At 67.7% G+C, this 23,870-nt stretch carries 21 protein-coding genes; 14 read left to right on the forward strand and 7 right to left on the reverse strand.

Features of this window, described 5'->3' with window-relative positions:
- Positions 1–6: 6 nt before the first annotated feature.
- The gene (locus ACVWYS_RS04320) at positions 7–1,152 is read left to right on the forward strand and encodes a trans-sulfuration enzyme family protein (protein WP_456508507.1); all 1,146 of its coding nucleotides are present in this window, start codon (positions 7–9) and stop codon (positions 1,150–1,152) included.
- A gap of 18 nt (positions 1,153–1,170) precedes the next feature.
- Here the strand turns inward: ACVWYS_RS04320 and ACVWYS_RS04325 are convergent, their stop codons facing one another.
- On the reverse strand, positions 1,171–2,541 hold the full coding sequence (locus ACVWYS_RS04325; RefSeq protein ID WP_456509395.1) for an MFS transporter: 1,371 nt from the start codon (positions 2,539–2,541) through the stop codon (positions 1,171–1,173).
- Between the two features lie 120 nt (positions 2,542–2,661).
- Here ACVWYS_RS04325 and ACVWYS_RS04330 point away from each other — a divergent pair, with 120 nt between their 5' ends.
- Positions 2,662–3,726, forward strand: coding sequence for a LysR family transcriptional regulator (locus ACVWYS_RS04330; RefSeq protein ID WP_344363108.1), 1,065 nt, complete (start codon positions 2,662–2,664; stop codon positions 3,724–3,726).
- Positions 3,727–3,878: 152 nt separating this feature from the next.
- On the opposite strand, the gene ACVWYS_RS04335 is transcribed toward ACVWYS_RS04330, so the two are convergent.
- Positions 3,879–4,970 (reverse strand): NAD(P)H-dependent flavin oxidoreductase, encoded by a 1,092-nt coding sequence (locus ACVWYS_RS04335; protein ID WP_456509396.1) that lies wholly within the window; start codon positions 4,968–4,970, stop codon positions 3,879–3,881.
- Between the two features lie 36 nt (positions 4,971–5,006).
- Here ACVWYS_RS04335 and ACVWYS_RS04340 point away from each other — a divergent pair, with 36 nt between their 5' ends.
- The 9 genes from ACVWYS_RS04340 (at position 5,007) to ACVWYS_RS04380 (ending at position 14,240) form a co-directional block, all read left to right on the forward strand.
- Positions 5,007–5,999, forward strand: a complete 993-nt coding sequence (locus tag ACVWYS_RS04340; protein ID WP_456508511.1) for an N-acetylglucosamine kinase — start codon at positions 5,007–5,009, stop codon at positions 5,997–5,999.
- 50 nt (positions 6,000–6,049) lie between these two features.
- Positions 6,050–6,505: an NUDIX hydrolase gene (locus ACVWYS_RS04345; RefSeq protein WP_091248929.1), complete on the forward strand. Its 456-nt coding sequence runs from the start codon at positions 6,050–6,052 to the stop codon at positions 6,503–6,505.
- A 404-nt stretch (positions 6,506–6,909) separates the two neighbouring features.
- Entirely contained in the window at positions 6,910–8,094 is a 1,185-nt protein-coding gene (gene rsgA, locus ACVWYS_RS04350; protein WP_456509131.1) for a ribosome small subunit-dependent GTPase A, read from the forward strand.
- Positions 8,095–8,334: 240 nt separating this feature from the next.
- On the forward strand, positions 8,335–9,438 hold the full coding sequence (locus ACVWYS_RS04355; RefSeq protein WP_344362583.1) for an ABC transporter ATP-binding protein: 1,104 nt from the start codon (positions 8,335–8,337) through the stop codon (positions 9,436–9,438).
- Entirely contained in the window at positions 9,438–10,172 is a 735-nt protein-coding gene (locus ACVWYS_RS04360) for an ABC transporter permease (protein ID WP_344362585.1), read from the forward strand. Before ACVWYS_RS04355 ends, ACVWYS_RS04360 begins: the two co-directional genes overlap by 1 nt.
- Positions 10,169–10,915 (forward strand): ABC transporter permease, encoded by a 747-nt coding sequence (locus ACVWYS_RS04365; RefSeq protein WP_456508512.1) that lies wholly within the window; start codon positions 10,169–10,171, stop codon positions 10,913–10,915. Before ACVWYS_RS04360 ends, ACVWYS_RS04365 begins: the two co-directional genes overlap by 4 nt.
- Positions 10,912–11,856, forward strand: a complete 945-nt coding sequence (locus ACVWYS_RS04370; protein WP_456508513.1) for an ABC transporter substrate-binding protein — start codon at positions 10,912–10,914, stop codon at positions 11,854–11,856. The genes ACVWYS_RS04365 and ACVWYS_RS04370 overlap by 4 nt, the downstream gene beginning before the upstream one ends.
- Before the next feature lie 237 nt (positions 11,857–12,093).
- The gene (locus ACVWYS_RS04375) at positions 12,094–13,314 is read left to right on the forward strand and encodes a pyridoxal phosphate-dependent aminotransferase (RefSeq protein ID WP_456508514.1); all 1,221 of its coding nucleotides are present in this window, start codon (positions 12,094–12,096) and stop codon (positions 13,312–13,314) included.
- A 71-nt stretch (positions 13,315–13,385) separates the two neighbouring features.
- On the forward strand, positions 13,386–14,240 hold the full coding sequence (locus ACVWYS_RS04380) for a polyphosphate kinase 2 family protein (RefSeq protein ID WP_456508515.1): 855 nt from the start codon (positions 13,386–13,388) through the stop codon (positions 14,238–14,240).
- Positions 14,241–14,265: 25 nt separating this feature from the next.
- Here ACVWYS_RS04380 and ACVWYS_RS04385 read toward each other — a convergent pair whose 3' ends face one another.
- Together ACVWYS_RS04385 and xseA are read right to left on the reverse strand one after the other, a co-directional pair.
- Positions 14,266–14,496 carry an exodeoxyribonuclease VII small subunit gene (locus ACVWYS_RS04385; RefSeq protein WP_116767306.1) on the reverse strand — a complete coding sequence of 77 codons (231 nt, stop codon included), beginning with the start codon at positions 14,494–14,496 and terminating at the stop codon, positions 14,266–14,268.
- 158 nt (positions 14,497–14,654) lie between these two features.
- Positions 14,655–15,941, reverse strand: coding sequence for an exodeoxyribonuclease VII large subunit (gene xseA / locus ACVWYS_RS04390; protein WP_456508516.1), 1,287 nt, complete (start codon positions 15,939–15,941; stop codon positions 14,655–14,657).
- A gap of 246 nt (positions 15,942–16,187) precedes the next feature.
- Between xseA and ACVWYS_RS04395 the strand changes: the two genes are divergently transcribed.
- Together ACVWYS_RS04395 and ACVWYS_RS04400 are read left to right on the forward strand one after the other, a co-directional pair.
- A complete protein-coding gene (locus tag ACVWYS_RS04395) occupies positions 16,188–17,048 on the forward strand; it encodes a hypothetical protein (protein ID WP_456508517.1) in 861 nt (286 codons plus the stop codon).
- Positions 17,049–17,057: 9 nt separating this feature from the next.
- Positions 17,058–18,146 carry a 4-hydroxy-3-methylbut-2-enyl diphosphate reductase gene (locus ACVWYS_RS04400; protein WP_091248953.1) on the forward strand — a complete coding sequence of 363 codons (1,089 nt, stop codon included), beginning with the start codon at positions 17,058–17,060 and terminating at the stop codon, positions 18,144–18,146.
- A gap of 39 nt (positions 18,147–18,185) precedes the next feature.
- Here ACVWYS_RS04400 and ACVWYS_RS04405 read toward each other — a convergent pair whose 3' ends face one another.
- A complete protein-coding gene (locus tag ACVWYS_RS04405) occupies positions 18,186–19,424 on the reverse strand; it encodes a DNA recombination protein RmuC (RefSeq protein ID WP_456508518.1) in 1,239 nt (412 codons plus the stop codon).
- 242 nt (positions 19,425–19,666) lie between these two features.
- On the opposite strand from ACVWYS_RS04405, the gene ychF reads away from it, so the two are divergent.
- Positions 19,667–20,752 carry a redox-regulated ATPase YchF gene (gene ychF, locus ACVWYS_RS04410; RefSeq protein ID WP_091249401.1) on the forward strand — a complete coding sequence of 362 codons (1,086 nt, stop codon included), beginning with the start codon at positions 19,667–19,669 and terminating at the stop codon, positions 20,750–20,752.
- Positions 20,753–20,888: 136 nt separating this feature from the next.
- Here the strand turns inward: ychF and ACVWYS_RS04415 are convergent, their stop codons facing one another.
- Both ACVWYS_RS04415 and ACVWYS_RS04420 read right to left on the reverse strand, forming a co-directional pair.
- The gene (locus tag ACVWYS_RS04415) at positions 20,889–22,364 is read right to left on the reverse strand and encodes an aldehyde dehydrogenase family protein (RefSeq protein ID WP_456508519.1); all 1,476 of its coding nucleotides are present in this window, start codon (positions 22,362–22,364) and stop codon (positions 20,889–20,891) included.
- Between the two features lie 42 nt (positions 22,365–22,406).
- Positions 22,407–23,861 carry a carotenoid oxygenase family protein gene (locus ACVWYS_RS04420; RefSeq protein WP_344362603.1) on the reverse strand — a complete coding sequence of 485 codons (1,455 nt, stop codon included), beginning with the start codon at positions 23,859–23,861 and terminating at the stop codon, positions 22,407–22,409.
- Positions 23,862–23,870: the final 9 nt, after the last annotated feature.

Genomic DNA, 23,870 nt, shown 5'->3' on the forward strand with positions numbered 1-23,870 from the left:
GATTCAATGGCGGTACATGCAGGCCGGGACGGGCTCACCGAACTGGGCGTGCATGCGGTGCCGATCGATTTGTCCACGACCGCGCCCCTTCCCTCCGTGCACGACGGCGGCCTGGCTTACGAGCACATGGCCACGGGCGGCTCGCACGTGGAGGGTCAAAGTACCGTTTACCAGCGGCTGTGGAATCCCACGGTGGCAAGGTTCGAAGAGGGCGTCGCCGTCCTGGAAGGCACCCCCGAGTCCGTCGCCTTTGCCACCGGCATGGCGGCGCTGAGCGCGGTGCTCCTCGCCGTGGTCGCGGCCGGCAAGAAGCACGTCGTGGCCGTGCGGCCCCTATATGGCGGCAGCGACTATTTGCTCGCCTCCGGGGTCCTCGGCAACGAGGTCACTTTCACGACGCCCGATGGCGTTCGTGCGGCCCTCCGTCCGGACACGGGCCTGGTGATCCTGGAGACGCCGGCCAACCCGACCCTGGAGCTCGTCGATATTGCCCGGGTGGTTGCCGCTGCCGACGGCGTGCCGCTCCTGGTGGACAACACGTTCGCCAGCCCGGTGCTGCAGCAGCCCTTCAGGCACGGTGCCGCCATGGTGCTGCACAGTGCGACGAAGTTCCTGGGCGGCCACGGCGACGCCATGGGCGGCGTGGTGGCCACGGCCTCCGATTGGGCGGTGCGTCTGCGCCAGATCAGGGCCGTGACCGGCGGAATCCTGACCCCGTGGCCGGCCTATCTGCTGCACCGCGGACTGGCGACGCTTCCCGTCCGGGTCCGCGCCCAGCAGGCCAGCGCCGGAAAGGTCGCGGTTGCCCTGGCAGGGCACGGGCTCGTCAATCGGGTCTACTACCCGGGCCTGGCCGAATGCGACCCGCGGGGCCTCATCGGCACCCAGATGTCCGGCCCGGGATCGCTCATGGCCTTCGAGCTCGCCACCGCCGAGCACGCCGAGCGGATCCCGGCCGCCGTCGCCATGATCACGCACGCCGTCTCCCTCGGCGGCATCGATACCCTCATCCAGCACCCGGCCGGACTCACCCACCGTCCGGTCGAAGCCTCGGCCAAGCCCCACGCGAGCCTGCTGCGGATCTCCGTGGGGCTGGAAGACCCGGCGGATATCATCGCCGACCTCGTGCAGGCGATCGAGGCAACGCGGTAGGGTGCGGCCTTCTGGTGCCTACCGGGGTACGGCCGCCTGGCCGCCGACCGCGGCCGTCCCGCCGGGTGCCTCCGTGCTCCCGGCTGGGGCGGCTCCGGTTGCGGCGTCCACGGTTGCCGCGCCTCCGGGTGCCGGGGCCTGCGCAGGATGCGCGACGGCGGTGATCACCGCCGTCGCGCCGGCCAGTCCGATGACGGCCAGTGCCAGGGCCGTCCAGCCGAGTCCCTGGAAGAGCAGGCCGCCGGCCCAGCCGAGCACGCTGGAGCCGAGGTAGTACGCGAGGTTGTACAGCGAGGCCGCCTGCGCCCGGCCTGTCGTGGCGATGAGTCCGGTCCAGCCTGAACCGATGCTGTGCGCCGCAAAGAAGCCGCCGGTGAACAGCAGCAGCCCGATCAGGATCGGGACCAGCAGTTGCGTGAGCGTCAGGGCCAGGCCGCCGGCCATTAGCGCCGTCCCGGTGATCAGGACGGTGCGCCGGCCGAACCGCAGGGTCAGCCCTGCCGCCCACCTCGCCGAAACAGTTCCGGAGAGGTAGGCCAGGAAGATCAGGCTGATCGCCGTGGCCGGCAGGCTGAATGGTTCCCCCGAAAGCCGGAACCCGAGGTAGTTGTACACGGCCACAAAGCCACCCATCAGCAGGAATGCCTGGGTGTACAGGGCCAGCAGCCGGGGATTGCGGGCATGGCCGGCCAGGGTCCGGACGGCCCCGCGGAAGCCGCCCGCAGCCGCGGCCGTGAACCCCTGCGCCCGCGGCACGAGCACGAGGAACAGGACGGCGGCAGCGGTGGCCAGTACGGAGACGGCCAGGGCCGCGGCCCGCCACCCCCACAGTTCGCCGACCGGGCCCGCGACCAGCCGGCCGGCGAGGCCGCCCAGGGTGGTCCCGGCGACATAGCTTCCGGCGGCGAGCGCGGCATGGGCCTTGTAGACCTCCTCGTTGAGGTACGCGATGGCGATGGCCGGGATGCCGCCCAAGGCCATACCCTCAAGCATCCGCAGGCACAGCAGCATGGGGAAGCTGGAGGCCAGCGGGACCAGCAGGCCCAGGACCGTGGCCGCGGAAATGCCCCACATCATGGCCCGGACGCGGCCGATCCGGTCGGCCAGGAAGGACCACGGGAGCACCGTTACGGCCAGCCCCACGGTGGCCAGGGAGATCGTCAATGCGGCTTCGGCGGCCGCGACCTTCAGATCCGCCGCCAAAATGGGGAGGACCGCCTGGGTGGAGTAGAGCTGGGCGAACGTTGCGACGCCGGCGAAGGCAAGTCCGGCGAGGATCCGGCGGTAGGCCTCGGAGCCTTTCGGGTGACCCGCCCACGGGGCAGCCTTGGCAGCAGAGATGGCCGCGGGAGTGGGACCGGCTACGGAAGCCGCGGAAACGCGAGGCATGCCTTCAGGGTAGAACGTGCCTGAGGGATGCTTCCAATGCATGATTTCCATAGGATAGATAGCAAATATGGAACATTTATGGCAGAAATCCCGAAGAGAGCGGAAGAAGGCGGGCAGGGCGTGGATGTAGAACACAGGCAGTTGGTGCAGCTGCTGCCCCTCCTGCCGTTGCTGGCAGAACTCGGCCGGACCGAGCACATCACCGAGACCGCCGAGATCCTAGGGTTGCCGCAGTCGACCGTGAGCCGGGCGATTGCCCGCGCCAGTGCCATCGTGGGTACGGACCTGGTGATCCGGGACGGCCGCGGGGTGCGGCTGACTCCTGCCGCGAAGGCCCTCCTGCCCCACATCGATGCCGCCCTGGCAGAATTCCAGACCGGGCTGGATGTTGTCCGGCACGAATCGGAAGTGGTCCGTGGCAGGATTGCCGTGTCCTTCCAGCACACCTTCGGCGAGGCGATGCTGCCGCTGCTCATCAGTGCGTTCCGGAGCCGGCATCCGCAGACTGCCTTTGACCTCAGCCAGGGGGCCCGGGACGGCTGCCTCGCGGAACTGGCCGCAGGCTCCGCCGACCTGGCGCTCACGGCCCCGGTTGCCGCACCGGGCAGGAGCATCGGCTCGGCTGCCCTGTACCGGGAACCGCTGCGCCTGGTGGTGAACCACCGGCATCCGCTGGCCCGCCGCCTTCGGGCACGGGTTGCCGACATCCGGCACGAGCCGTTCGTGGCGATGGGAACCGGCTACGGCATGCGCTCGCTGACCGACGCGCTGTTCCGGGAGGCAGGATTCCGTCCCCGTATCGCCTTCGAGAGCCAGGACTCGCACACCGTCCGCGGGCTGGTCTCGGCCGGGCTCGGCGTGAGCATCCTGCCCCCTGGCGGCTCCGCGCCCGGGCGGCGCTACCCGTCAGACGGCAACGGCCAAGGCAACGGCGCCGACGACGGCGGTCGGGGACCCGCGCCGCACGTCCCCTCCGCGGGCAACGGCGTCGACGACGGCGGCCCCGGGTGGGTGGAAATTCCCCTGGATTCGGCCCTGGCGTTCCGCGAGATCGGCCTTGCCTGGCGGGAACGCCGTGGCGGGGCCGACGCCGAGCCGGACCCCGTGCGATTGTTCCGCGAACTCGTGCTGCGCGACGGGCCCGCCCTCCTGGCCGGTTTCGTGCGGGAACGCTCGGAAGGCTGAGCCTGGCCGAGGGGTGCCCGGCCGCCGGGTGCCGGTCCTGCGGGCGCGAGTTCGCCGGAAGGCTGCGAAGTCGCCGAAAGGTTACGGCGAAATGGGGCGCTTCCGGCGAATTCGGTGCGAACTGGGGTGACCTCGGCGCTGCGGCGGCCCGCTCAGCCCAGAAGACGCGCCAGGACCCCGGCCACCGGTCCGGCCTCTGCCTGCTGCCAGCCCGTGCCCGCCCACAGGTTCACTCGTTCCGCATCCCCGGCGGCGGCCGCCGCAGCCCGGAGGGGCGCCGTGAGGTGGTGGACAGCCGGATAGGCCTCCGGCGCCCCGGGATGGTCGCGGATAAATTCGTTATCCAAGGCCCGCGCCGCCCGGCCGGTGAAGGCACGCGTCAGGCGGGTCCGGGTGAAGTGCGGATCCGCCAGGGCATCCTTGTGCAGCTGCCGGGCCCCGCTTTCGTCCGTGCGAAGAAAGGCCGTGCCCAGCTGGGCCGCGACGGCCCCGGCGCGCAGCACGGCGTCGAGCCCTGCCGCGTCCATCACGCCGCCGGCCGCCACGAGCGGCAGGTCGACGGCGGACCGGACCTCCGCGAGCAGCTCCGCCGTCGTGCCGCCCTGCCGGGAGAAGTCATGCAATGACCCGCCCTGAGATGAGCCGAGAAGCGGGGAACCGGCCGGCCGCGCTGGCGGCGCCGGCGCCGGAAGGAACGCCGAGCTATGTCCGCCGGCGCTCGCGTGCTGCACCACCAGGGCGTCCACACCCTGTCCGGCCGCCTGCCGTGCCTCGGCCGCGGTGGTGACAGTGGCCAGCACCGCCGACCCGGCCCGCCGCAGGGCCCGGACCACGTCCGGGCCCGGGAGCCCGAAGGCGAAACTGACCAGCTCCACGGGATCTGCCAGCAGGGCATCAATCTTTGCCTGCCACTCGTCGTCATCATCCAGCCGCAACGGAGGGAGTTCCACACCGTACCGCAGAGCCTCGGTACGCAACTCCCGGCGGTACTCCTCAAGCTCCGCCACCACCGCCGCGGACGGCGTCAGCTGGCCCGGATCCGGGACAAACACATTCATGCCGAACCGGGCGCCGGATTCCCGGGTGGTGCGGACTTCCGCCTGCATGGCCTCTACGCTCTTGTAGCCTGCCGCCAGGAAGCCGAGGCCGCCGGCCCGGTGCACGGCCCCAACGAACGCGGGCGTGGACGTACCTCCGGCCATGGGCGCCGCAATGACGGGGGTGCCGAAAAGGTCGTGGGGCATTGCGGGCTCCTTGCAGCGATTCAGTACTCTGTTCCAGTGACTAACACTGACAACCCGCCGGCGGCGGACTCCGTCCCATCTTCCACCACCTCGACCGGCACTGCGGCCGGTGCGACCGTTCCGGCAACGGACGCCGCCCCGGCGGCGAAGGGTGCCGTGATCGGGCTGGATATCGGCGGGACCAAGACCCGGGGTGTCCGCTTCGAGGACGGCATCCCCGTCGCTGACGAATCCGTGGGCAGCTCCAACGTCCAGAACGTCACCCCCGAGGAAGCCGCCCGCAACCTGGCCGAACTCTTCGCCCGGATCGGCGGGGGAGAAGTCGCCCAGGTCTACGCCGGCGCCGGCGGCATCGACACCGACGACGACGCGGCGGCGCTCGCCGCGCTGATTGCCCCGCACGTGCCCGGGGCCCGGGTCACGGTGGTCCATGACTCCCGGCTGCTGCTCGCGGCAGGCGGGGCCAGCACCGGTGTCGCTGTGATCGCCGGCACCGGCTCGGCGGCGTGGGGCAGGAACAGCCGCGGCGAGGAAGCCCGGGCCGGTGGCTGGGGCTACCTGCTCGGCGACGAAGGCAGCGGCTACTGGCTGGGCCGGGAGGCCGTCCGGCACAGCCTGCGCCGGATGAACCAGGGGCTGGAACCGGACGAACTCACCAAGGCCCTCCTGGCATCCTGCGGGGTGGACCACCCGAACAAACTGATCGCGTTGTTCCATTCACCGGAGACCGGACGCCGTTTCTGGGCCCAGCAGGCCCGGCTGGTGGTGGAGGCCGCGGATGCCGGCCATCTGCCGAGCCAGGCATTGATGGACCAGGCCGGGCGCGACCTCGCCGACCTGGCGGAGCAGACCGTCAGGCAGCTCGGCATCGACGGACCCGTCATCCTGGGGAGCGGACTCGGCATGAACGTGCCACGGCTGCAGGAGTCGTTCCGCACGGCACTGGCCGCCGCCGGAATCACCGATGTGCGGGTCCTGCAACAGGAACCCGTGTTCGGGGTGCTGCAGCTGGTGGCAGAGCAGGACTAGGCAGAGCAGCGGTCGGCCGGCGGAAAACCGGCGGCTACTACGCTGGAGGGATGAGCATGCAATTCGATACCCGGCCCGCCGCCTACGCCGTCATCATCCGCGACGCCGAGATCCTGCTGGCGTACTGGAAACAGGACGGACGAGAGGGCTGGACACTGCCCGGCGGGGGCCTGGACCTGGCCGAACATCCGGTCGACGGGTGCCGCCGGGAGATCCAGGAGGAAACCGGCTACGACGCCGAGATCGGCGCCATGCTGGGGATCGACGTCGGGCACTGGCCTTCCGAGGTCCGGCTCGACGGCGGCGAGCGGGACTTCCAGTCGCTGCGGCTCGTTTACGACGCGACGATCACCGGCGGAGAACTCCGCCACGAGGTGAACGGGAGCACCACCCACGCGGCATGGATTCCGCTGGATGAGGTGGCAGAGCTGAACAGGGTCTCGCTGGTGGATGCCGGACTGCGCCTTTACCGCGAGCGGCCCTTGAACGGCAAACTTTCCGGCTGACTCCCTAGCCAGGCGCGGGCCCCTTGGCTATTGTGTAGAAATCGCCGGGCGGCCCTTGGTCCGGGAACTAGCCAGAATGGTTGGCCCGATTGACTGGCCGGAATAAACAGCCGCAGACAGCCGGCAAAGGACGGGGAGGTGGAAGCAATGAACGCGATATTTCTGAGCGCACAGCGCGCCGATACAAGCCATGTCATTATTCCTGCCCCGTCCCACGGCGCAGCCTAGCCGTTCCCGCTAGTCTCCCACGCATGCTCGGCTCCGCACGCCGCAGCGAGCGCCCATGTGCCGTACCACGGGGCCCCATCAAGGGTTTTTCGTTGACCAATCCTGCTGCATTCCCGGGCGCCCGTGGCGCCCTTGACACCAACTCATTCGGCACCACGTCGCTTGACACCACTTCACTGGACACCACGTCACCGGACACCACGTCACTGGACACGGGTCCTGTCCGCTACGGCTACACGGCCGGCGTCGCGGAGCGGTACGCGGCCCATCCCGTGCCGGGAGGCCGCCGCCCGGGCCGCGTCATCCGGGTGGACCGCAACCTCGTCCTGGTGGCCGAGGCTGGCGGCACCGCCCATCTGGCCTACCCCCGCGGCGGGGAGCCTCCCGCCACGGGGGACTGGGTCTGGATCGGTCCGAACACGGCGGGGGAGCCCGCCATCGTGGGCATCCTGCCGCGTCATTCGGAGCTGAGCCGCAAGCGTGCCTTCGAGTCATCCTCCGACGCGCAGGTGCTGGGCGCCAACATCGACGTGGTGGGCATCGTCGTCCCGCTGGATCGGCCATTAACGCACAACCGGCTGGAACGCACTCTCGTCGCGGCCTGGGACTCGGGGGCCACACCTCTGGTAATCGTCACGAAGGCGGACCTCGCGGACGTGGCGGACGACGTCGTGGGGACGGTGGTGCGCCAGGCGGCCGGCGTCGACGTCGTCACCACCTCGGCCGAGCACGGCGACGGCCTCGACGAACTGCTCGGCCATGTGCCGCCCGGCGGCACCCTGGTGCTGCTGGGGCCCTCGGGGGCCGGAAAATCCACGCTCATCAACGCCCTCGCCGGCGTTGCGGCCCAGGAGACCGGGGAAGTCCGGGCGGGCGACGGCAAGGGCAGGCACACCACCACGTCCCGCGAGCTCGTTCCCCTGCCCGGCGGCGCGGTTCTGATGGACACGCCGGGAGTGCGCGGCTTCGGGATCTTCGACGCCGGGGATGGAATGGAGGAGATGTTCGGCGACCTCGAGGAGCTCTTCGGGCAATGCCGCTTCTCAGACTGCGCCCACGGCCGGGAGCCCGGCTGCGCCGTCCAGGCCGCGCTCGTCGACGGCGTCCTCGATGACCGCCGCTGGTCCAGCTACCTCAAGCTGCAGCGCGAACTCGCCGCCCTCGCCCGGCGCCACGACGCGGCCGCGCGGCGGGCCTACCAGCGTGAATGGCACCAGAAGATCGCGACGGCGGGCAAGAGCCAGCGGTCGGCCGAACGGGACAGCCACGAGCAAGCGCGGGACCGCAGCGGCAAGAGCGCCCGCGGCAAGGACGGCACTGTCAGCAGTAAGGGCGGCAAAGCTGGCCGGCGCCCCCGCTGACGTGCACCGCGGCTTGCCGCCGCGGACCGGGTGGCGGGCCGGAAGCTTGTGCGGCCCGCCACCCATCCGGCGCCGCTGTGGTTCCGAAGCCTTACAGGAGCCGCTGCGCCGCTGGCCACATTTCCATGACTTTGTCATGAGTGCTGGTTAGTCTAAGTGCTAACTGCTTTATGGCCGGCACACTGACGAACAGTAGGCTGGTCCGTTCGATGTTGCGCCAACAGTTAGGTAAGCCCGGAAATGGCCGAAGCCATGATCGAGTTCCAAAACGTCACGAAGCAGTACCAGGGCGGCCAGGCCGCCGTTGACGGGCTGACCATGTCCATCGACAAGGGCGCCATCACGGTCTTCGTCGGACCCTCCGGCTGCGGGAAAACCACCTCCCTGCGGATGATCAACCGCATGGTCGAGCCCACATCCGGCACCATCACGGTCGACGGCGCCGACGTCACCTCCGTGCCGGCCGCTCAGCTGCGCCGGTCCATGGGCTACGTCATGCAGTCCTCCGGCCTGATGCCGCACCGCTCAGTGCTGGACAACATCGCCACCGTGCCCCGGCTCAACGGGGTATCCAAAACGGAGGCCCGCAGGCGCGCGCAGGAACTGCTCGACGTCGTCGGGCTGGCCTCCTCACTCGGCAAGCGCTACCCCTCCCAGCTGTCCGGCGGCCAGCAGCAGCGCGTCGGCGTCGCGCGGGCGCTGGCAGCCGATCCGCCCGTGCTGCTCATGGACGAGCCTTTCAGTGCCGTGGACCCCGTGGTCCGCGACGAGTTGCAGCAGGAGCTCCTCCGGCTCCAGCGCGACCTCGCCAAGACCATCGTCTTTGTCACCCACGACATCGACGAGGCCACCGTCCTGGGCGACAAGGTGGCCGTGTTCGGCATCGGCGGCAAGCTGGCACAGTACGCCGCCGCGGAAGAAATCCTGCGCGCCCCCGCCAGCGACTTCGTGGCGTCCTTCGTGGGCCGGGACCGGGGATTCCGGCACTTGGGATTCAGCCCGTCCGACGGCGTCACCATCCACCCCATCCGCACAGTCACGCCGGACCAGCTCCGGCAGGAGGGCAGCTCCGACGACTGGCAGTTGGTGGTCGACGGCGAGCTCCGTCCCCTTGGCTGGGCCGGCCCCCGCACCGGTGCCGGTGCCGCCCCGGCGATGGTGCCCGGCGGCTCGCTCTTCCGCAAGGGCGAGACCCTCCGCCGGGCCCTGGACGCGGCCCTGTCCTCCCCGTCGGGCCTTGGCGTCGCGGTCGACACCGACGGCCGGGTAGCCGGGGTCATCGCCGCAGCCGAAGTCCTCGCCGTGATCGAGTCCGACCGCAATGTCCGGCACGGAGGGCTCTGATGGAGTGGTTCCTGGCCAACAGCGCGGAGGTCTTCACGCTCGCAGGCCAGCACCTTGTCCTCGCGGTCCTGCCGATGATATTTGGCCTGGTGATTTCCATCCCTCTGGCCCAATTTGCCCGGCAGAACCGGGGACTCCGGTCCGTGGTGCTCACCGGGTCCTCGCTGCTGTACACGATCCCCTCGCTGGCGCTCTTCATCATCCTGCCCACCATCCTGGGAACCCGGATCCTGGATCCGGTCAACGTGGTGGTCGCCCTGACCATCTACGCGGTGGCGCTGCTGGTCCGCGCCGCCCTGGACGCCTTTGATTCGGTGGACGAGGACCTCCGCCAGGCCGCCGTCGCTATGGGCTTCACGCCGGTTGCACGGTTCTTCCAGATCGACCTGCCGCTGTCCTTGCCGGTCATGTTCGCCGGATTGCGCGTGGTCTCGGTCAGCAACATCTCGCTGGTCAGCGTCGCCGCCCTCCTCGGCATCGGGAACCTGGGGATGCTGTTCACCTCGGGCCTGCAGCGGGACTTCGTCACCGAAGTCGTGGTGGGCATCATCGCCATCCTGGTCCTCGCGCTCCTCATGGACTCGGTCCTGGTGCTGCTGGAACGGGTGCTGACGCCGTGGACGCGGGCGGCCGGCCCGGCAGGAGCCGCCAAACCCGGAGCCGGCGATGAAGCGCCGGGGCGGCGGGGCGTCGCGCGGCGCTTCTCTGAGTCCAAGGCCGGGGGCACCGCATGAGCAACGTCGTCACGGACACCTTCAACTGGCTCACCGATCCCGCAAACTGGAGCGGCAGCAACGGGATTCCGGTGCGGCTTGCCGAGCACCTGGCGTACACCGGGCTCGTCATGGTGATCGCCATCGCGATCGCTGTGCCGGTGGGCCTGTTCGTGGGCCATACCGGCCGCGGGCGGGTGGCCATCGTTGCCCTCGCCGGTGCGCTGCGTGCCCTGCCCACCCTCGGCCTGTTGACCTTGTTCGTCCTGGTCGCCGGGATCGGGCTGATGCCGCCGATCTGGGCACTGGTGATCCTGACGGTCCCGCCCCTGCTGGCCGGCACGTACGCCGGGATCTCCAGCGTCGACGCCAACGTCGTTGATGCCGCCCGTGCCATGGGCATGACCGAGATGCAAGTGCTGTTCCGTGCGGAATTCCCCAACGCGCTCCCCGTGATGTACGGCGGCTTCCGGACCGGCGTGCTCCAGGTGATCGCGACCGTCTCGGTGGTGGCCTACATCAATCTGGGCGGCCTGGGCCGCTACCTGTTCGACGGGCTGGTGCTCTCCGACTTCCCGCAGATGCTGGGCGGGTCCCTGCTGATCGCGGCCCTCGCCATCGCCGTCGACCTTGTCCTTGCCCTGATTCAGAGGCTCTTCCTGTCACGGGGCGCCTTTTCCCAGCCAGACCGCAGCCAGCAGGCTGCGGTTGATCTCACAGACCCCGTATTCGCGGGGACTGTTGTTCAAGGAGGTATGTCATGAAGGAATCCCGCCAACGAGCCCTCGGCCGGCGCGCATTCGGCGGCCTGGCCGCAGGCGTGGGCTTGGCCATGGCCCTGTCCGCCTGCGGAGGCTCATCCAATCCGCTGAGCTCGGCCCCGGCCAGCAGCGGCGCCTTGGTGATCGGCTCCGCTGACTTCCCCGAGAGCCAGATCCTGGGCGAGGTCTACGCCGGCGCCCTGAATGCCGCCGGCGTCACGGCCAGCACGAAGCCGAACATCGGCTCGCGCGAGGTCTACATCAAAGCGGTCCAGGACGGATCCGTGGACGTCGTACCCGACTACAGCGGCAACCTGCTGCTCTACGTGAACAAGGACGCCACCGAGGTCTCCGCCGAGGACATCGCGAAGGCACTCCCGACCAAGCTGCCGCAGGGCCTGGCGGTGCTCGACGCCTCCAAGGCCGAGGACAAGGATGCCATGGTGGTCACTAAGGCCACGGCCGAGAAGTACCAGCTGAAGTCGATCGAGGACATGGCGAAGGTCTGCGGAGACCTTGTCATCGGAGCCCCGGCAACCTTCGCCGAGCGCGCGTACGGGCTGCCCGGCCTGAAGAAGAACTACAACTGCGTGCCCAAGAGCCTTGAGCCGTTCAGCGACGGCGGCGGCGCGGTGACGCTCAAGGCGCTGCTCTCGGACCAGGTCCAGGTTGCGGATATCTACACCACCACCCCGTCCATCCCGGACAACGACCTCGTGGTGCTGGAGGACCCGAAGAACAACTTCATCGCCCAGCAGGTCCTGCCGCTGTACAACTCGGCCAAGATGACGGACAAGGCCAAGGAAACCCTGAACGCTGTGTCCAAGGTCCTCACCACGGATGACCTCATCAACCTCAACCGTGCCGTCAGCGGCAGCCAGAAGCAGAACCCGAAGGACGCCGCGGACGCGTGGCTGAAGGAGAAGGGCTTCGTCAAGCAGTAGCCGGCACGGCAGGGAATCGAGGCAAGGGGAGCGCGGCGGCAACATGCCGGAAGCGGACCCGCCCGACCCCCGCCGGGCCGTCGACGAACTGACGGCGACTTGATGCCGACGTGATGACATACCGGCGACGCCGGTGGACGGGCCAGAAGCCCGGCCACCGGCGTCGTTGTTACCGCCGGGGCCGGGTGTGAGTCATGTCTCAGCGGAAGTACATCCTCCATATGGCATATTTGATGGATGGCAGAATTCAAGCAGTCCACCAAGCTTCATAATGTCCTTTACGACATCCGTGGACCGATTCTTCAGGCCGCCCAGCAGATGGAGGCAGAGGGTCACCGGATCCTCAAACTGAATATCGGAAACCCGGCCCCGTTCGGGTTTGAAGCGCCGGACGCGATCCTGGTGGACATGATCCGCCACCTGCCGCATGCCCAGGGCTACAGCGACTCCCGCGGCATTTTCTCCGCCCGCACCGCGGTCTCGCAGTACTACCAGACCCGCGGGATCCAGAACATCCACGTTGATGACATCTATTTGGGCAACGGCGTCAGCGAACTCATCACGATGTCGCTCATGGCCCTGCTCGACGACGGCGACGAAGTCCTGATCCCTACCCCGGACTACCCGCTGTGGACTGCCTCGGTCGCCCTGGCCAGCGGCAAGCCCGTGCACTACCTCTGCGACGAGGAGTCCGGCTGGCAGCCCGACCTCGAGGACCTGGAAGCGAAGATCACGCCGCGCACCAAGGGCATCGTGGTCATCAACCCCAACAACCCCACGGGTGCGGTGTATCCGGAGGCGACGCTGAAGAAGATCGTCGCCCTCGCCGAGAAGCACGGGCTGGTTCTCTTTGCCGACGAAATCTACGAGAAGATCCTCTACGAAGACGCCGTGCACGTAAACCTCGCCTCGCTCACGGGCGACGACGTCCTGTGCCTGACGTTCAGCGGGCTCTCCAAGGCCTACCGGGTCTGCGGCTTCCGGGCCGGCTGGATGGCCATCTCCGGGCCGAAGAAGGCCGCGGCGGACTACCTTGAGGGCATCAACCTGCTCGCCAACATGCGCCTCTGTGCGAATGTTCCGGCTCAGCACGCGATCCAGACCGCCCTCGGCGGTTATCAGAGCATCAATGACCTGATCCTGCCCGGCGGGCGGCTCCTGGAGCAGCGAAACAAGGCCTACGACATGCTCAACGCCATCCCGGGCGTCAGCACCCAGCAAGCCCGCGGTGCCATGTACCTGTTCCCGCGGCTGGACCCTGAGGCCTATCACATCCGCGACGACGAGAAATTCGTCCTGGACCTGCTCCGCGAGCAGAAGATCCTCCTCTCCCACGGCAGGGCGTTCAACTGGGTCCGGCCTGACCACTTCCGGATGGTGACGCTGCCCAACGTCAAGGACCTCGAGGAAGCGATTAACCGGATGGCGGACTTCCTGAGCCGGTACAAGGGGAACTAGGCTTCGGTCAGCAGCGCAATGGGGCACTCGCCCCCCGCGGCCCGCGCTGCGCCAACCGGAAAGAGGCGTTGATGGCAGGCTCCGCGACATTCGATGACCACCCCTCGAAACTCCTGAAGGTCGGGAAGGGCTTCAGCCTGAAGGCGCTGGACCCCGACTCGACCCCCGGCTACGACGGCGAGAAGCCCGACGGCGAGGAGCTGCTGGACAGGCTGGACGACAAACTCGCCCGGCTCCAGGAGCAGCTCTTCGCCGAGTCCCGGTTCGGCGGCACCAAACGGATCCTGCTGGTCCTGCAGGCCATGGACACTGCCGGCAAGGGCGGCATCGTCACCCACGTCATGGGCGCCATGAATCCGCACGGCGTCCAGCTCAAGTCCTTCAAGGCACCCACCCAGGCGGAAAAGTCGTACGACTTCCTGTGGCGGATTGAGAAAGAAGTGCCTGCGTCCGGGATGGTAGGGGTCTTCGACCGCTCCCACTATGAGGACGTCCTGATTCACCGCGTCCACCGCTGGGCCAGCCCCGAGGAGCTGGAGCGCCGCTACCGGGCCATCAACGAGTTTGAAGCGCGGCAGACGGGGGCCGGGACCAAGATCGTCAAGGTGATGCTGCACATCAGCCGCGACGAGCAGAAGGCGCGCCTCCTGGCCCGTCTGGACGACCCCGCCAAGCTCTGGAAGTACAGCGGCGGGGACCTGAAGGAGCGGGCCTTCTGGGCGGACTACATGGACGCCTACCAGAAGGCCTTCGACAAGACCAGCACCGAGCTGGCCCCGTGGCATGTGGTGCCGGCCAACAAGAAATGGTACGCCCGCATCGCCGTGCAGCAGTTGCTCCTGGAAGCCCTCGAGAGCCTGAAACTTCAGTGGCCGGTTCCGGACCTCGACGTCGACATGGAACGCGAATTGGTGCTGCGGTCCTGAACTGCGGTCTCTAAGGGGCGGATTCCTAGCTCTCCTCCACGGCCTGGTCGCGGGCCGCGGCGAGCCGCTTGCGGGCGCCTTCGAGCCACTGTTCGCAGCGCTTGGCCAGCGCCTCGCCGCGCTCCCACAACGCGAGTGACTCCTCCAGGCTGGCGCCGCCGGCTTCCAGCTTGCCGACCACGCCGACCAGCTGCTCGCGGGCGTCCTCGTAGCTCAGGGCCTCGATGTCCGCGTTGGGGATTGATTCTGCTGCCATGCGGGTGGTGCTCCTTGGTTAGTGCGGGGTCTGGTTTTGTGCGAAATCTGGCTAGTGCAATGTCTGATGATTGCCGTGTCTGCTGACAGCAATGTCGGGTTGTTCCGGGGCCCGGCGATGCGCTCTGCAGAGTCGCTCCGCGGAGTCGCTCCGGCGGGTCACTCCTCGGCCGGTACCTGGCCGCCGGTGGACTGTGCGCTGAAGCGGCCCCCGGCCACCCGGACCGTCAGGTCCGTGCCGGCGGGCGCCTGCGAGGGGTGCCGCACGACGTCCCGGCGGGTCCCGGGGGCGGCGCCGGCGTCGGCGAGCTGGACCACCGCGTAGCCGCGATCGAGCGTCTTCTGCGGCGAGAGTGCCCGCACCTGGGCCTTGAGGTGGACCAGCTGGTCCGCGGCCCGGACCACAGCTGTGCTGATGGCCGAGTGCGAGCGGAGTTTGAGCCGTTCGACGTCGTCGTGGCGCTGGGTGATCATGACGTCGGGGGACAGCAGCACCGGGCGGGAGCGCAGGGACGCCAGCCGGTCGCCCTCGCGTTCGACGAGCCGGACGACCCCGCGGCGGAGCTGATCGCGCGCCTGCCGGACCCGGGCAAGCTCCTCGACGACGTCCGGAACGATCCTCTTCGCCGCGTCGGTGGGGGTCGAAGCCCTGAGGTCGGCAACATCGTCGAGGATCGGCCGGTCGGCCTCGTGTCCGATGGCGCTCACCACGGGGGTGGACGCGTCCACGACCGCCCGGATGAGTTCCTCGTTGCTGAACGGCAACAGGTCTTCGAGGGCGCCTCCGCCGCGGGCAATGACAATGACGTCGACCTCGGGATGGGCATCGAGATCGCGCAACGCCGCGATCACCTGGGCGACGGCGGTGTTGCCCTGGACCGCGACTTCGCGGATCTCGAATTCAACGGCCGGCCAGCGCAGGGCAGCATTGCGAAGCACATCCTTCTTGGCATCGGAATCACGGCCGGTGATCAGGCCGATCCGGTGCGGGAGCAGCGGGAGCCGCTTCTTGCGGGAATCGGCAAAGAGCCCCTCGGCGGCGAGGGCCTGGCGCAGCCGCTCGATCCGGGCGAGGAGGTCGCCCAGCCCCACAGGCCTGATGTCCTTCACGGACATGTTCAGCCGGCCCGTCTTGAGCCAGAATTCGGCCTTGAGCAAGGCCACCACCCGGGAGCCGCGTTCCAGCGGCGCGTCCTGGCGGTCCAGCACGGTGGTCCAGACCGACGCCGGCAACGAGATCTCGGCGTCGATGTCCCGCAGCGTCAGGTAGGCATTGCTGCCCCGCCGGTTCAGCTCGATCACCTGCCCCTCAACCCAAGCCGAGGGTGCGCGGTCGATATGCATCTTGAGCTTCTGGGACAGCAACTGCAGCGGCCAGGGATTGTCCGGGCTGGTCTCGGCCGCGGTGGCCGGAAGCGTGGTGGCCGCCGCCGCTTCCTCAGGCATGCGTGGGCTCCGTGGCGGAGAGTGCCTCGTGGAATGCCTTGTGCATATGCGTGCGTGTCCTTTGCCCGGGCGGGACTGCCGGCACCCGCTTCCCGTCGGGGAGCGCCGGCCGGCAGCCGGAAGTTATCGCTTTCAACTCTATCCATAGCTTCACTGTCCATAGCTTTACCAGCGGGGCCTGACTTTATGGTCATGCGCGGGACCGCCATAGGATGGGTGGGACCCCAACGACCTCCTAGGAATCCCTTGCGCACTTTTGTCTCCGCCGCCGCCGTCCTCGTCGGGCTCTTGATGGCCGCCGTCGCCGTTCCTGCCATGTGGGTGGACCGGAACATCGTCCAGGAAGACGGTTTCGTTGCCCTGACCGCGCCGCTGGGCAAGGACCCGGCCTTCCAGCAACGGCTGGCCACGGCCGCCGTCGACGCCCTGGCCTCCGGCGCCAACATCCCCGAAGCCCTCACCCAGCTTGCCCGGCCGGTCCTGGACAACGCGGCACAATCGCTGACCGCGCTGCCCGGCTATTCCGACGCCTGGGCGGAAACGTTGCGCAAGAGCCACCGCCTGACGTTCGCCGACCCCAGCACGGTGCCACCGGACGCGGACGTGACCTCGTCGCTGACTCTTGATGTGGCACCGCTCGTGGGACTCGTGGCACGTCAGGTTTCTGAGGCAACCACCCTGCCGCTGGAGGGCCCCGGCCAGGTGCTGATCCATATCGGGCAGTCCAACCAGCGCCAGCTCATCGAACGGGTCACCGTCTACGCCCCGATGGGATACGCCGTCGCAGTCGGCGCCTGCATCGCCTTCGTCATCGCGTTCGTTGCGGCCCGACGCCGATGGGCCGTTTTGGCAGGCATGGGCGTCGGGGCGCTGGTGCTCGCCGGGGTATGGAAACTTGCCAGCGACGCTGCCGGTGCAGCCATCGCCGCCACCTCGAGCGGCAACGATGTTGCGGAGCTCTTCAAGAGCGAGTTTGTCGCGGCGTGCTCAGCCGGTTTCGGGCAGTGGATCGTCGCTGCCGCCGTGGCCGGAGCGGCCCTGCTGGCCACGGGAATTGCCGTCCGCGTGACCGGGGCCCGCAAACGGGGCAACTTTGAACACCGGTAGCATGGGAGCATGACCTCCACCGCTGTATCCGTTCCGATGCCATCCGTTCCGCGCCGGCGGCGTTCACCGGAAGACGTTCTGGCAGCGGCCCCTGTCGCCGGCCCCAAAAAGGTTCTCCTGGCAGCCCCGCGCGGCTACTGCGCCGGCGTTGACCGCGCAGTCATCGCGGTGGAAAAAGCCCTTGAGCACTACGGCCCGCCCGTCTACGTGCGCAAGCAGATCGTGCACAACGTCCACGTCGTCAGCTCCCTGGAGGAGAAGGGTGCGATCTTCGTTGACGAAACCGACGAGGTCCCCGAAGGCGCCCTCGTGATCTTTTCGGCGCACGGCGTCTCACCGGCCGTCGTCCAGTCAGCGGAAGACCGCGGCCTTCGGACCATTGACGCGACCTGCCCGCTGGTCACCAAGGTGCACCGCGAAGCCGTCCGGTTCGCCAAAGACGACTTCGACATCCTGCTGATTGGCCACGACGGCCACGAGGAAGTGGAAGGCACCGCCGGCGAGGCGCCCGAGCACATCCAGATCATCAACGGCCCGCACGAGGTCGACAAGGTCACGGTCCGCGATCCGGAAAAGGTCATTTGGCTCTCGCAGACCACGCTCAGCGTTGACGAAACCATGGAGACCGTCCGCCTCCTCAAGGAGCGGTTCCCCACCTTGCAGGATCCGCCCAGCGACGACATCTGCTACGCCACCACCAACCGGCAGGTGGCCATCAAGAAGATCTCCCCCCAAGCGGACCTCGTGATCGTGGTGGGCTCCGCCAACTCGTCCAACTCCGTCCGCCTCGTAGAGGTGGCGCTGGAATACGGCGCCAAGGCCTCCTACCGTGTCGACTTCGCCAACGAGGTCGACGAGGCTTGGTTCGAGGGCGTCGCCACCGTCGGCGTGACATCGGGGGCCTCCGTCCCCGAAGTGCTCGTCAAGGACGTGCTGCGGCTCCTGGCCGACTACGGCTATGGATCGGTCGAGGAAGTCGTCACTGCCGAGGAAGACCTCCTCTTCTCCCTGCCGAAGGAACTCCGGGCCACCCTGAAGCAGGCCGGCGATGTCTCCCGCGCCCTCGGCGGCCGCGGCACCCGCCCCGAGCAGTCGTAGGGTCCGGGCCCAGAACCCGGGCCCGGAACCCGGCCCGGCTCAGGCCGCGGACTCTTCCGACTCGTCACGGGGCTGCAGCTCGGGTGCTGCGACCGCCCGCGGCGTGACCTCGACGGCCGGGGGAGTGACCAAGCCGGTGGCTTCGAGGGAGTTCAGCTTCCTGGCGGTGGGCAGGACCCGGGCTTCGAGGGTCCCGACCATGGAGTTGTACCGCTCCACCGAGGTCTTCAGCGAGGACCCCAGCTTGGTGACGTTCTCGCCGAGTGTGCCCATGCGGTCGTAGAGCTGCCGGGCGAGCTCGAAGAGTTCCCGGGCGCTGTCCGTCAATACGTCCTGCCGCCACGTGAACGCCACGGCCTTCAGCACAGCCAGCAGGCTCCCGGGCGAGGCCAGGACCACGTTCTTCGACAATGCATAGTCCAGCAGCGCCGGATCCGCCGAAAGGGCGGCGGCCAGAATGGACTCTGCCGGAAGGAAGCAGATCACCAGCTCCGGGGAGTTGCCGGGGATGTCCCAGTACTTCTTGCTGCCCAGCGCGTCGACGTGGGCCTTGAGGGCCTTTGCGTGGGCAGCGAGGTGCGCCTGCTGGCTGCCGGACGGCTGGGCGGCCTGCGGGCCCGCGGGCGCCGCGCCCAGCTCCTGGGCGGCGAGATAGGACGCGAGGGGTACCTTCGCGTCGACGACGAGCTGCTTATCTCCTGGCAGCTGCACGACGAGGTCGGGCCGGAGGCTGCCGTCCGTCCCGGCGCTATGGGCCTGCCCGCTGTGGACCTGTTCGTGGAAGTCCACGTGGCGCAGCATCCCTGCTGCCTCGACCACCCGACGCAGCTGAACCTCGCCCCACTGGCCGCGTGCGCTGTTGGACCGCAGGGCCGACTCGAGCGCATGCGTGGACCGCAAGAGCTGCTCATCAGACAGGCGGGCCTCCTGCAGCTGCTGGGCGAGCTGGCCGTACTGCTCCAGCCGGTCGCGTTCCAGCAGGGAGACCTGCTGCTGCACGGCCGTCAGTTTTTCCGCCACCGGTGCCAGCGCCCGGAGCACACTTCCGTCCTGGTTCCGGGACTCGCCCAGCTCCCGGTTCTGGGCCGCGAGAAGGCGCCGCTCGGCGTCGGCGGCGGCGAACTGCGCGCTGACCTCCGAAAGCCGGGCCGATACGCCGTCGAAGTCCTGTTCCACGGCGAGGTAGCGCCGGCGGAGCAGAACGAAAACGACGGCGGCGCCGGCAACGGCGCCCGTGAGCAGCATGAGCAGGGCAAGAATCAGTGCAAAAGCATCCATGACTTCACTGTTGCACGCCCCTGTGACAGTTTTTGGCGCCGACGCCCGGATGACGCCCCGAACGGGCCCGTAAGACCGCCCGTACGACGCCAGGAAGGCACCCGGCAGGTGCCCGGCAGGTGCCCGGAAGGCGCCCGGAAACGTCCCGGAACTGCGCTCCTGCCGGTTTCGGCCCGGCCGCCCTGACCCCCTGCCGGACCCGCCACGGCGATCCCCAGCCTGGGCGGGTAGAATATATGCTCGTGGCTCTTACTATTGGCATCGTCGGACTGCCCAACGTCGGCAAATCAACCCTTTTCAACGCACTGACCCGCAACCAGGTCCTCGCGGCGAACTACCCGTTCGCCACGATCGAGCCGAACATCGGCGTCGTGAACCTGCCGGATGCCCGGCTTGAAAAGCTGGCCGGCATCTTCGGCTCCCAGCGCCTGCTGCCTGCCGCCGTGTCCTTCGTGGACATCGCCGGCATCGTCAAGGGCGCATCGGAGGGTGAAGGACTGGGCAACCAGTTCCTCGCCAACATCCGCGAGGCCGAGGCCATCGCGCAGGTCGTCCGCGTGTTCGACGACCCGGACGTCATCCACGTCGACGGCAAGGTCGATCCCCGCTCCGACATGGAGACGATCAACACTGAGCTGATCCTGGCCGATCTGCAGACCATCGAAAAGGCCATCCCGAGGATCGAAAAAGAAGTCAAGATCAAAAAGCGCGAGGCGGCCGAACTGGCAGCCATCCTGGCGGCCCAGGCCGTCCTGGAACGCGGCGACACCATCTTCTCCTCGATCAAGAGCGACAAGCTGGAGATGGAGCACCTCAAGGAGCTCGGCCTCCTGACCGCCAAGCCCTTCATCTACGTCTTCAACGCTGACGAGGGGATTCTGGGCAGCCCGGAGAAGCAGGCCGAACTGCGCGCGCTTGTGGCCCCGGCGGACGCCATCTTCCTGGACGCCAAGCTCGAGTCCGATCTCGTGGAGCTCGACGAGGCAGAAGCCCGCGAGATGCTGGAAATGAACGGTCAGGATGAGTCCGGGCTGGACCAGTTGGCCCGTGTAGGCTTCCACACCCTCGGGCTGCAGACCTACCTCACGGCCGGTCCGAAGGAAACCCGCGCCTGGACCATCCGGCAGGGCGACACCGCCCCGCAGGCGGCCGGCGTGATCCACTCCGATTTCCAGCGCGGTTTCATCAAGGCCGAGGTCGTCTCCTTCGATGACCTGATCGAGGCCGGCTCCATGGCCGAGGCGAAGGCCCGCGGCAAGGTCCGGATCGAAGGCAAGGAATACATCATGGCCGACGGCGACGTGGTCGAATTTAGATTTAATGTATAGTTCCTGACCCGGTGGTGGCGCCTGCCTGAATATGTCCAATTGATTCAGTACCCCTCACCGACGGCTGCGCAGCACGAAAGTAGCCTGCCCGGACATGCTTGTCCCGGCAGGCTACTTTCGTATGTGCCCGCTTGGTTTAGAGGCGGGTGACGCCGATTGTGTGGTCGGTGGTGAACTCCTCAATGGCCCAGTCGCCGTTGAAACGACCCAACCCGGAATTGCGTTGGCCGCCGAATGCCACATGCGCTTCATCCTGGATTGTCATCTCGTTGATGAATGTCATACCGGCTTTGATCTTGTGGGCGAACTGCAGACCGCGGTCGAGGTTCTGGGTAAAGACCGCGCTGGAGAGGCCGAAGACGTGATCGTTGGCGAGCTGAAGGGCGTGAGTCTCGTCCTCGGCTCGCAGAATGGCGACCATGGGACCGAAGATCTCCTCGCGTGCGATCTCCATCTCGGCCGTGACGTCGGCGAAGACGTGTGGGGGCACGACCCTACCGTTGATCTCGCCTTCGACGACGGTGCGGGCGCCGGCCTCCCGGGCCCAGACGATTTTCTGCTTGAGTCCTGCAAGCTGGGAGTCGTTGACCACAGGGCCTACCAGGGTGCCTTCGGCGGCGGGGTCGCCGTATACAACCGACGCGGCAGCCTCGGCGAAGTGGGTGACGAACTCGTCGTAGACCGGGGCTTCGACGATGATCCGGTTGACGGACATGCAGATCTGGCCTGAGTGCAGGAAAGCACCAGGGACGGCGGCGGCTACGGCTGCTTCGAGGTTGGCGTCGTCGAGTACCACCAGTGGGGCGTTGCCGCCCAGCTCCAGGGCTACCCTCTTTAGGTGTTTGCCGCTGGTGGCGACGGTGCCTACGTTCTGTCCCACGGGGGTTGAGCCGGTGAAGGAAATCAGACCTGGGATAGGGTGGGCCACGAAGTCGTCGCCGATATCCGATCCGGCGCCGATAACAGTGGAGAGGACTCCGGCCGGCAGACCTGCTTCCTCGAAAATCCGTGCCAGGATGAGCGCGCCGGTAACAGGAGTGTCGCTGGCCGGTTTGAGGACCACGGCGTTCCCCAAGGCCAGGGCCGGTGCGACGGACCGCTGTGACAGGTGCAGGGGGAAGTTCCAGGGGCTGATGACGCCCACCACACCGATCGGTTTGCGGTAAACGCGCATCTCCCGGTTGGGGGTGTTGGAGTCGAAGATCCTGCCGTGGACGCGGGTGGGAAACGAGGCCGCTTCCTGGGTGATGCCGACGGCGAGTGAGACCTCGATGTTGGCCTTCAGCAGGGTGGAACCTGACTCGCGTACCAGCCAGTCAACTATCTCTTCGCGTCGCTCCTCGAGGATCTGCGCTGCACGGCGCATCACCTTCTGGCGTTCGGCCGGCGGCATGGCGGCCCACCCGGTCTGAGCTGCTTCGGCGGCGCGGTACGCCTCGTCGACGTCGTTGACGGAGGCCTGGCGGATGGTGGTCACTACGCTGTCGTCATAAGGGTTCGTCACGGTGAGTGTCTTCACGGACCGACCCTCACGCCATTGTCCGGCGATGTACTGGAGGGTGGTGTCCTGCCCGGCGAATCTCGCCGGTGCTTTGATGGTGGAGGTGGTCATGGGGTGTCGCTCCTGTTCAGATGTGCGGGACGTGCGGCTGGACTAGTTGGCATGTTCGCTGGCGAGGACCCGGAGGGAGTCTTCGATCTGCTCGCGGTCTGACCAGCTGCCGTGGAAGCCGAAGGGTACGCGGCCGGGCAGCTTCACCCGGGCGAGCGGGGTACGCCCGAATTCTGCTGTGTCATAGATGCACAGTTCGCTCAGCTCGGTCTGGCGGTTCCACCAGATGGAGAGCAGGTAGCCGTCGTCCTCGTTCACGGCCCCGGTCCGTGGGACGAAGATCGGTTCTGAGGGGTTGGTCAGGTCATCCAGCCCCTCGATCACCGTGACCGTTTCCTTAGTGAGGTCCGTCTTGGCCAGGCCGTCGCTCATGGTGTCGGCATCCCGGCCACGAGTGGTGGCGAAGTAGCCGAACTTGTGTTCCAGACCGACCTTGTTCGGGTTGATGGCCGGGAATTCACCCGCGATGTGGCTGGTGGCCTGGTTAGTGACGCGTCCGGTGTCGGTGTTGACGGTCCAGCGCCAGGGAATTGCGTTCATGAACCACTCGTGGGAGTCGACAGGGCGGGTGATGCGGTCCGCCGGCGTGCCAAAGCGCTCCTTGATGCGCGGAGCCTCAATGACGATTTCGTTGCCTCGCTCGTAGGCATTGAAGAAGTGGGTCGGGAAGAACGTCTCGTCGACCCGGTAGGTACGCACTTCATGGGTCGTCCGGTGCATGGTCACGATCTCGACGCCGTTGTTCGTGGCCGCGGGGTCCCACACCAGGCCCGGCTTGCCCTGGCCGATATTGGGTGCCAGGAACAGCCCCGGGGTTACAAAGAAGATCGCGTAGTTCTTGCTCACGGCGAAGTCATGGAACATCGACGGGGCGCTGGTGCTGAAGGCGAAGGTGTCGAGGACCTTTCCGTGCCGGTCTGCCTCGTACCAGGTGATGTTGTTCCCCATGTAGGAGTAGAAGAGCATGTTCCCGGTGTCCGGGTCGAGCTTGTAGTGGGCCGTGCAGGTGAATGGGACATCGCCGTTGAAGTCATATGTTCCGTACGTTTCCAGGGACTGCGGGTTCATCTGGTGCGGCAGTCCGCCCTCGAAGAAGACGAGCAGCCGGTCGGCGAGGACGCCGACGTTGGTGTTGGGAACGTTTTTCATGGGCGGGGCGCCGGCTGGAAGTGACGGGGCCGTGCCGCCGTTGACGAAACCGGAGTAGATAGCTTCTCCCGCCTCCATCTCGACCTTCAGCGCATCGGTCATGACCCATTTATTGCGGTATGCGGCCTTGCCGTCGCGGAGATATGTTGCGTAGACCATGCCGTCACCTTCGAACCAGTGGTAGCGGTCTGTGTTGCGGGGCTTGAACTTGGGGTTGGAGCCGGTTCGGAACAGGGCTCCGTCGAGGTCTTCGGGTATCTTGCCGATGACTTCGAGGTCGAAGGCGTCGGTTTCCTCGTGCCAGGGGGTGAAGGGGCCGTTGAGGAATTTGTTGTCTGTCTCCCACATGGTGGTGCC

It is taken from the genome of Arthrobacter sp. TE12231 (assembly GCF_054062895.1).

What these genes read in the sequence shown, in the direction of transcription:
- ACVWYS_RS04320 (WP_456508507.1), top strand. Translation starts at nt 7, where the DNA reads ATGGCGGTACATGCAGGCCGGGACGGGCTCACCGAACTGGGCGTGCAT.
- ACVWYS_RS04325 (WP_456509395.1), bottom strand. Translation starts at nt 2,541, where the DNA reads ATGCCTCGCGTTTCCGCGGCTTCCGTAGCCGGTCCCACTCCCGCGGCC.
- ACVWYS_RS04335 (WP_456509396.1), bottom strand. Translation starts at nt 4,970, where the DNA reads ATGCCCCACGACCTTTTCGGCACCCCCGTCATTGCGGCGCCCATGGCC.
- ACVWYS_RS04345 (WP_091248929.1), top strand. Translation starts at nt 6,050, where the DNA reads ATGAGCATGCAATTCGATACCCGGCCCGCCGCCTACGCCGTCATCATC.
- ACVWYS_RS04355 (WP_344362583.1), top strand. Translation starts at nt 8,335, where the DNA reads ATGGCCGAAGCCATGATCGAGTTCCAAAACGTCACGAAGCAGTACCAG.
- ACVWYS_RS04360 (WP_344362585.1), top strand. Translation starts at nt 9,438, where the DNA reads ATGGAGTGGTTCCTGGCCAACAGCGCGGAGGTCTTCACGCTCGCAGGC.
- ACVWYS_RS04365 (WP_456508512.1), top strand. Translation starts at nt 10,169, where the DNA reads ATGAGCAACGTCGTCACGGACACCTTCAACTGGCTCACCGATCCCGCA.
- ACVWYS_RS04370 (WP_456508513.1), top strand. Translation starts at nt 10,912, where the DNA reads ATGAAGGAATCCCGCCAACGAGCCCTCGGCCGGCGCGCATTCGGCGGC.
- ACVWYS_RS04375 (WP_456508514.1), top strand. Translation starts at nt 12,094, where the DNA reads ATGGCAGAATTCAAGCAGTCCACCAAGCTTCATAATGTCCTTTACGAC.
- ACVWYS_RS04380 (WP_456508515.1), top strand. Translation starts at nt 13,386, where the DNA reads ATGGCAGGCTCCGCGACATTCGATGACCACCCCTCGAAACTCCTGAAG.
- ACVWYS_RS04385 (WP_116767306.1), bottom strand. Translation starts at nt 14,496, where the DNA reads ATGGCAGCAGAATCAATCCCCAACGCGGACATCGAGGCCCTGAGCTAC.
- xseA (WP_456508516.1), bottom strand. Translation starts at nt 15,941, where the DNA reads ATGCCTGAGGAAGCGGCGGCGGCCACCACGCTTCCGGCCACCGCGGCC.
- ACVWYS_RS04400 (WP_091248953.1), top strand. Translation starts at nt 17,058, where the DNA reads ATGACCTCCACCGCTGTATCCGTTCCGATGCCATCCGTTCCGCGCCGG.
- ACVWYS_RS04405 (WP_456508518.1), bottom strand. Translation starts at nt 19,424, where the DNA reads ATGGATGCTTTTGCACTGATTCTTGCCCTGCTCATGCTGCTCACGGGC.
- ACVWYS_RS04415 (WP_456508519.1), bottom strand. Translation starts at nt 22,364, where the DNA reads ATGACCACCTCCACCATCAAAGCACCGGCGAGATTCGCCGGGCAGGAC.
- ACVWYS_RS04420 (WP_344362603.1), bottom strand. Translation starts at nt 23,861, where the DNA reads ATGTGGGAGACAGACAACAAATTCCTCAACGGCCCCTTCACCCCCTGG.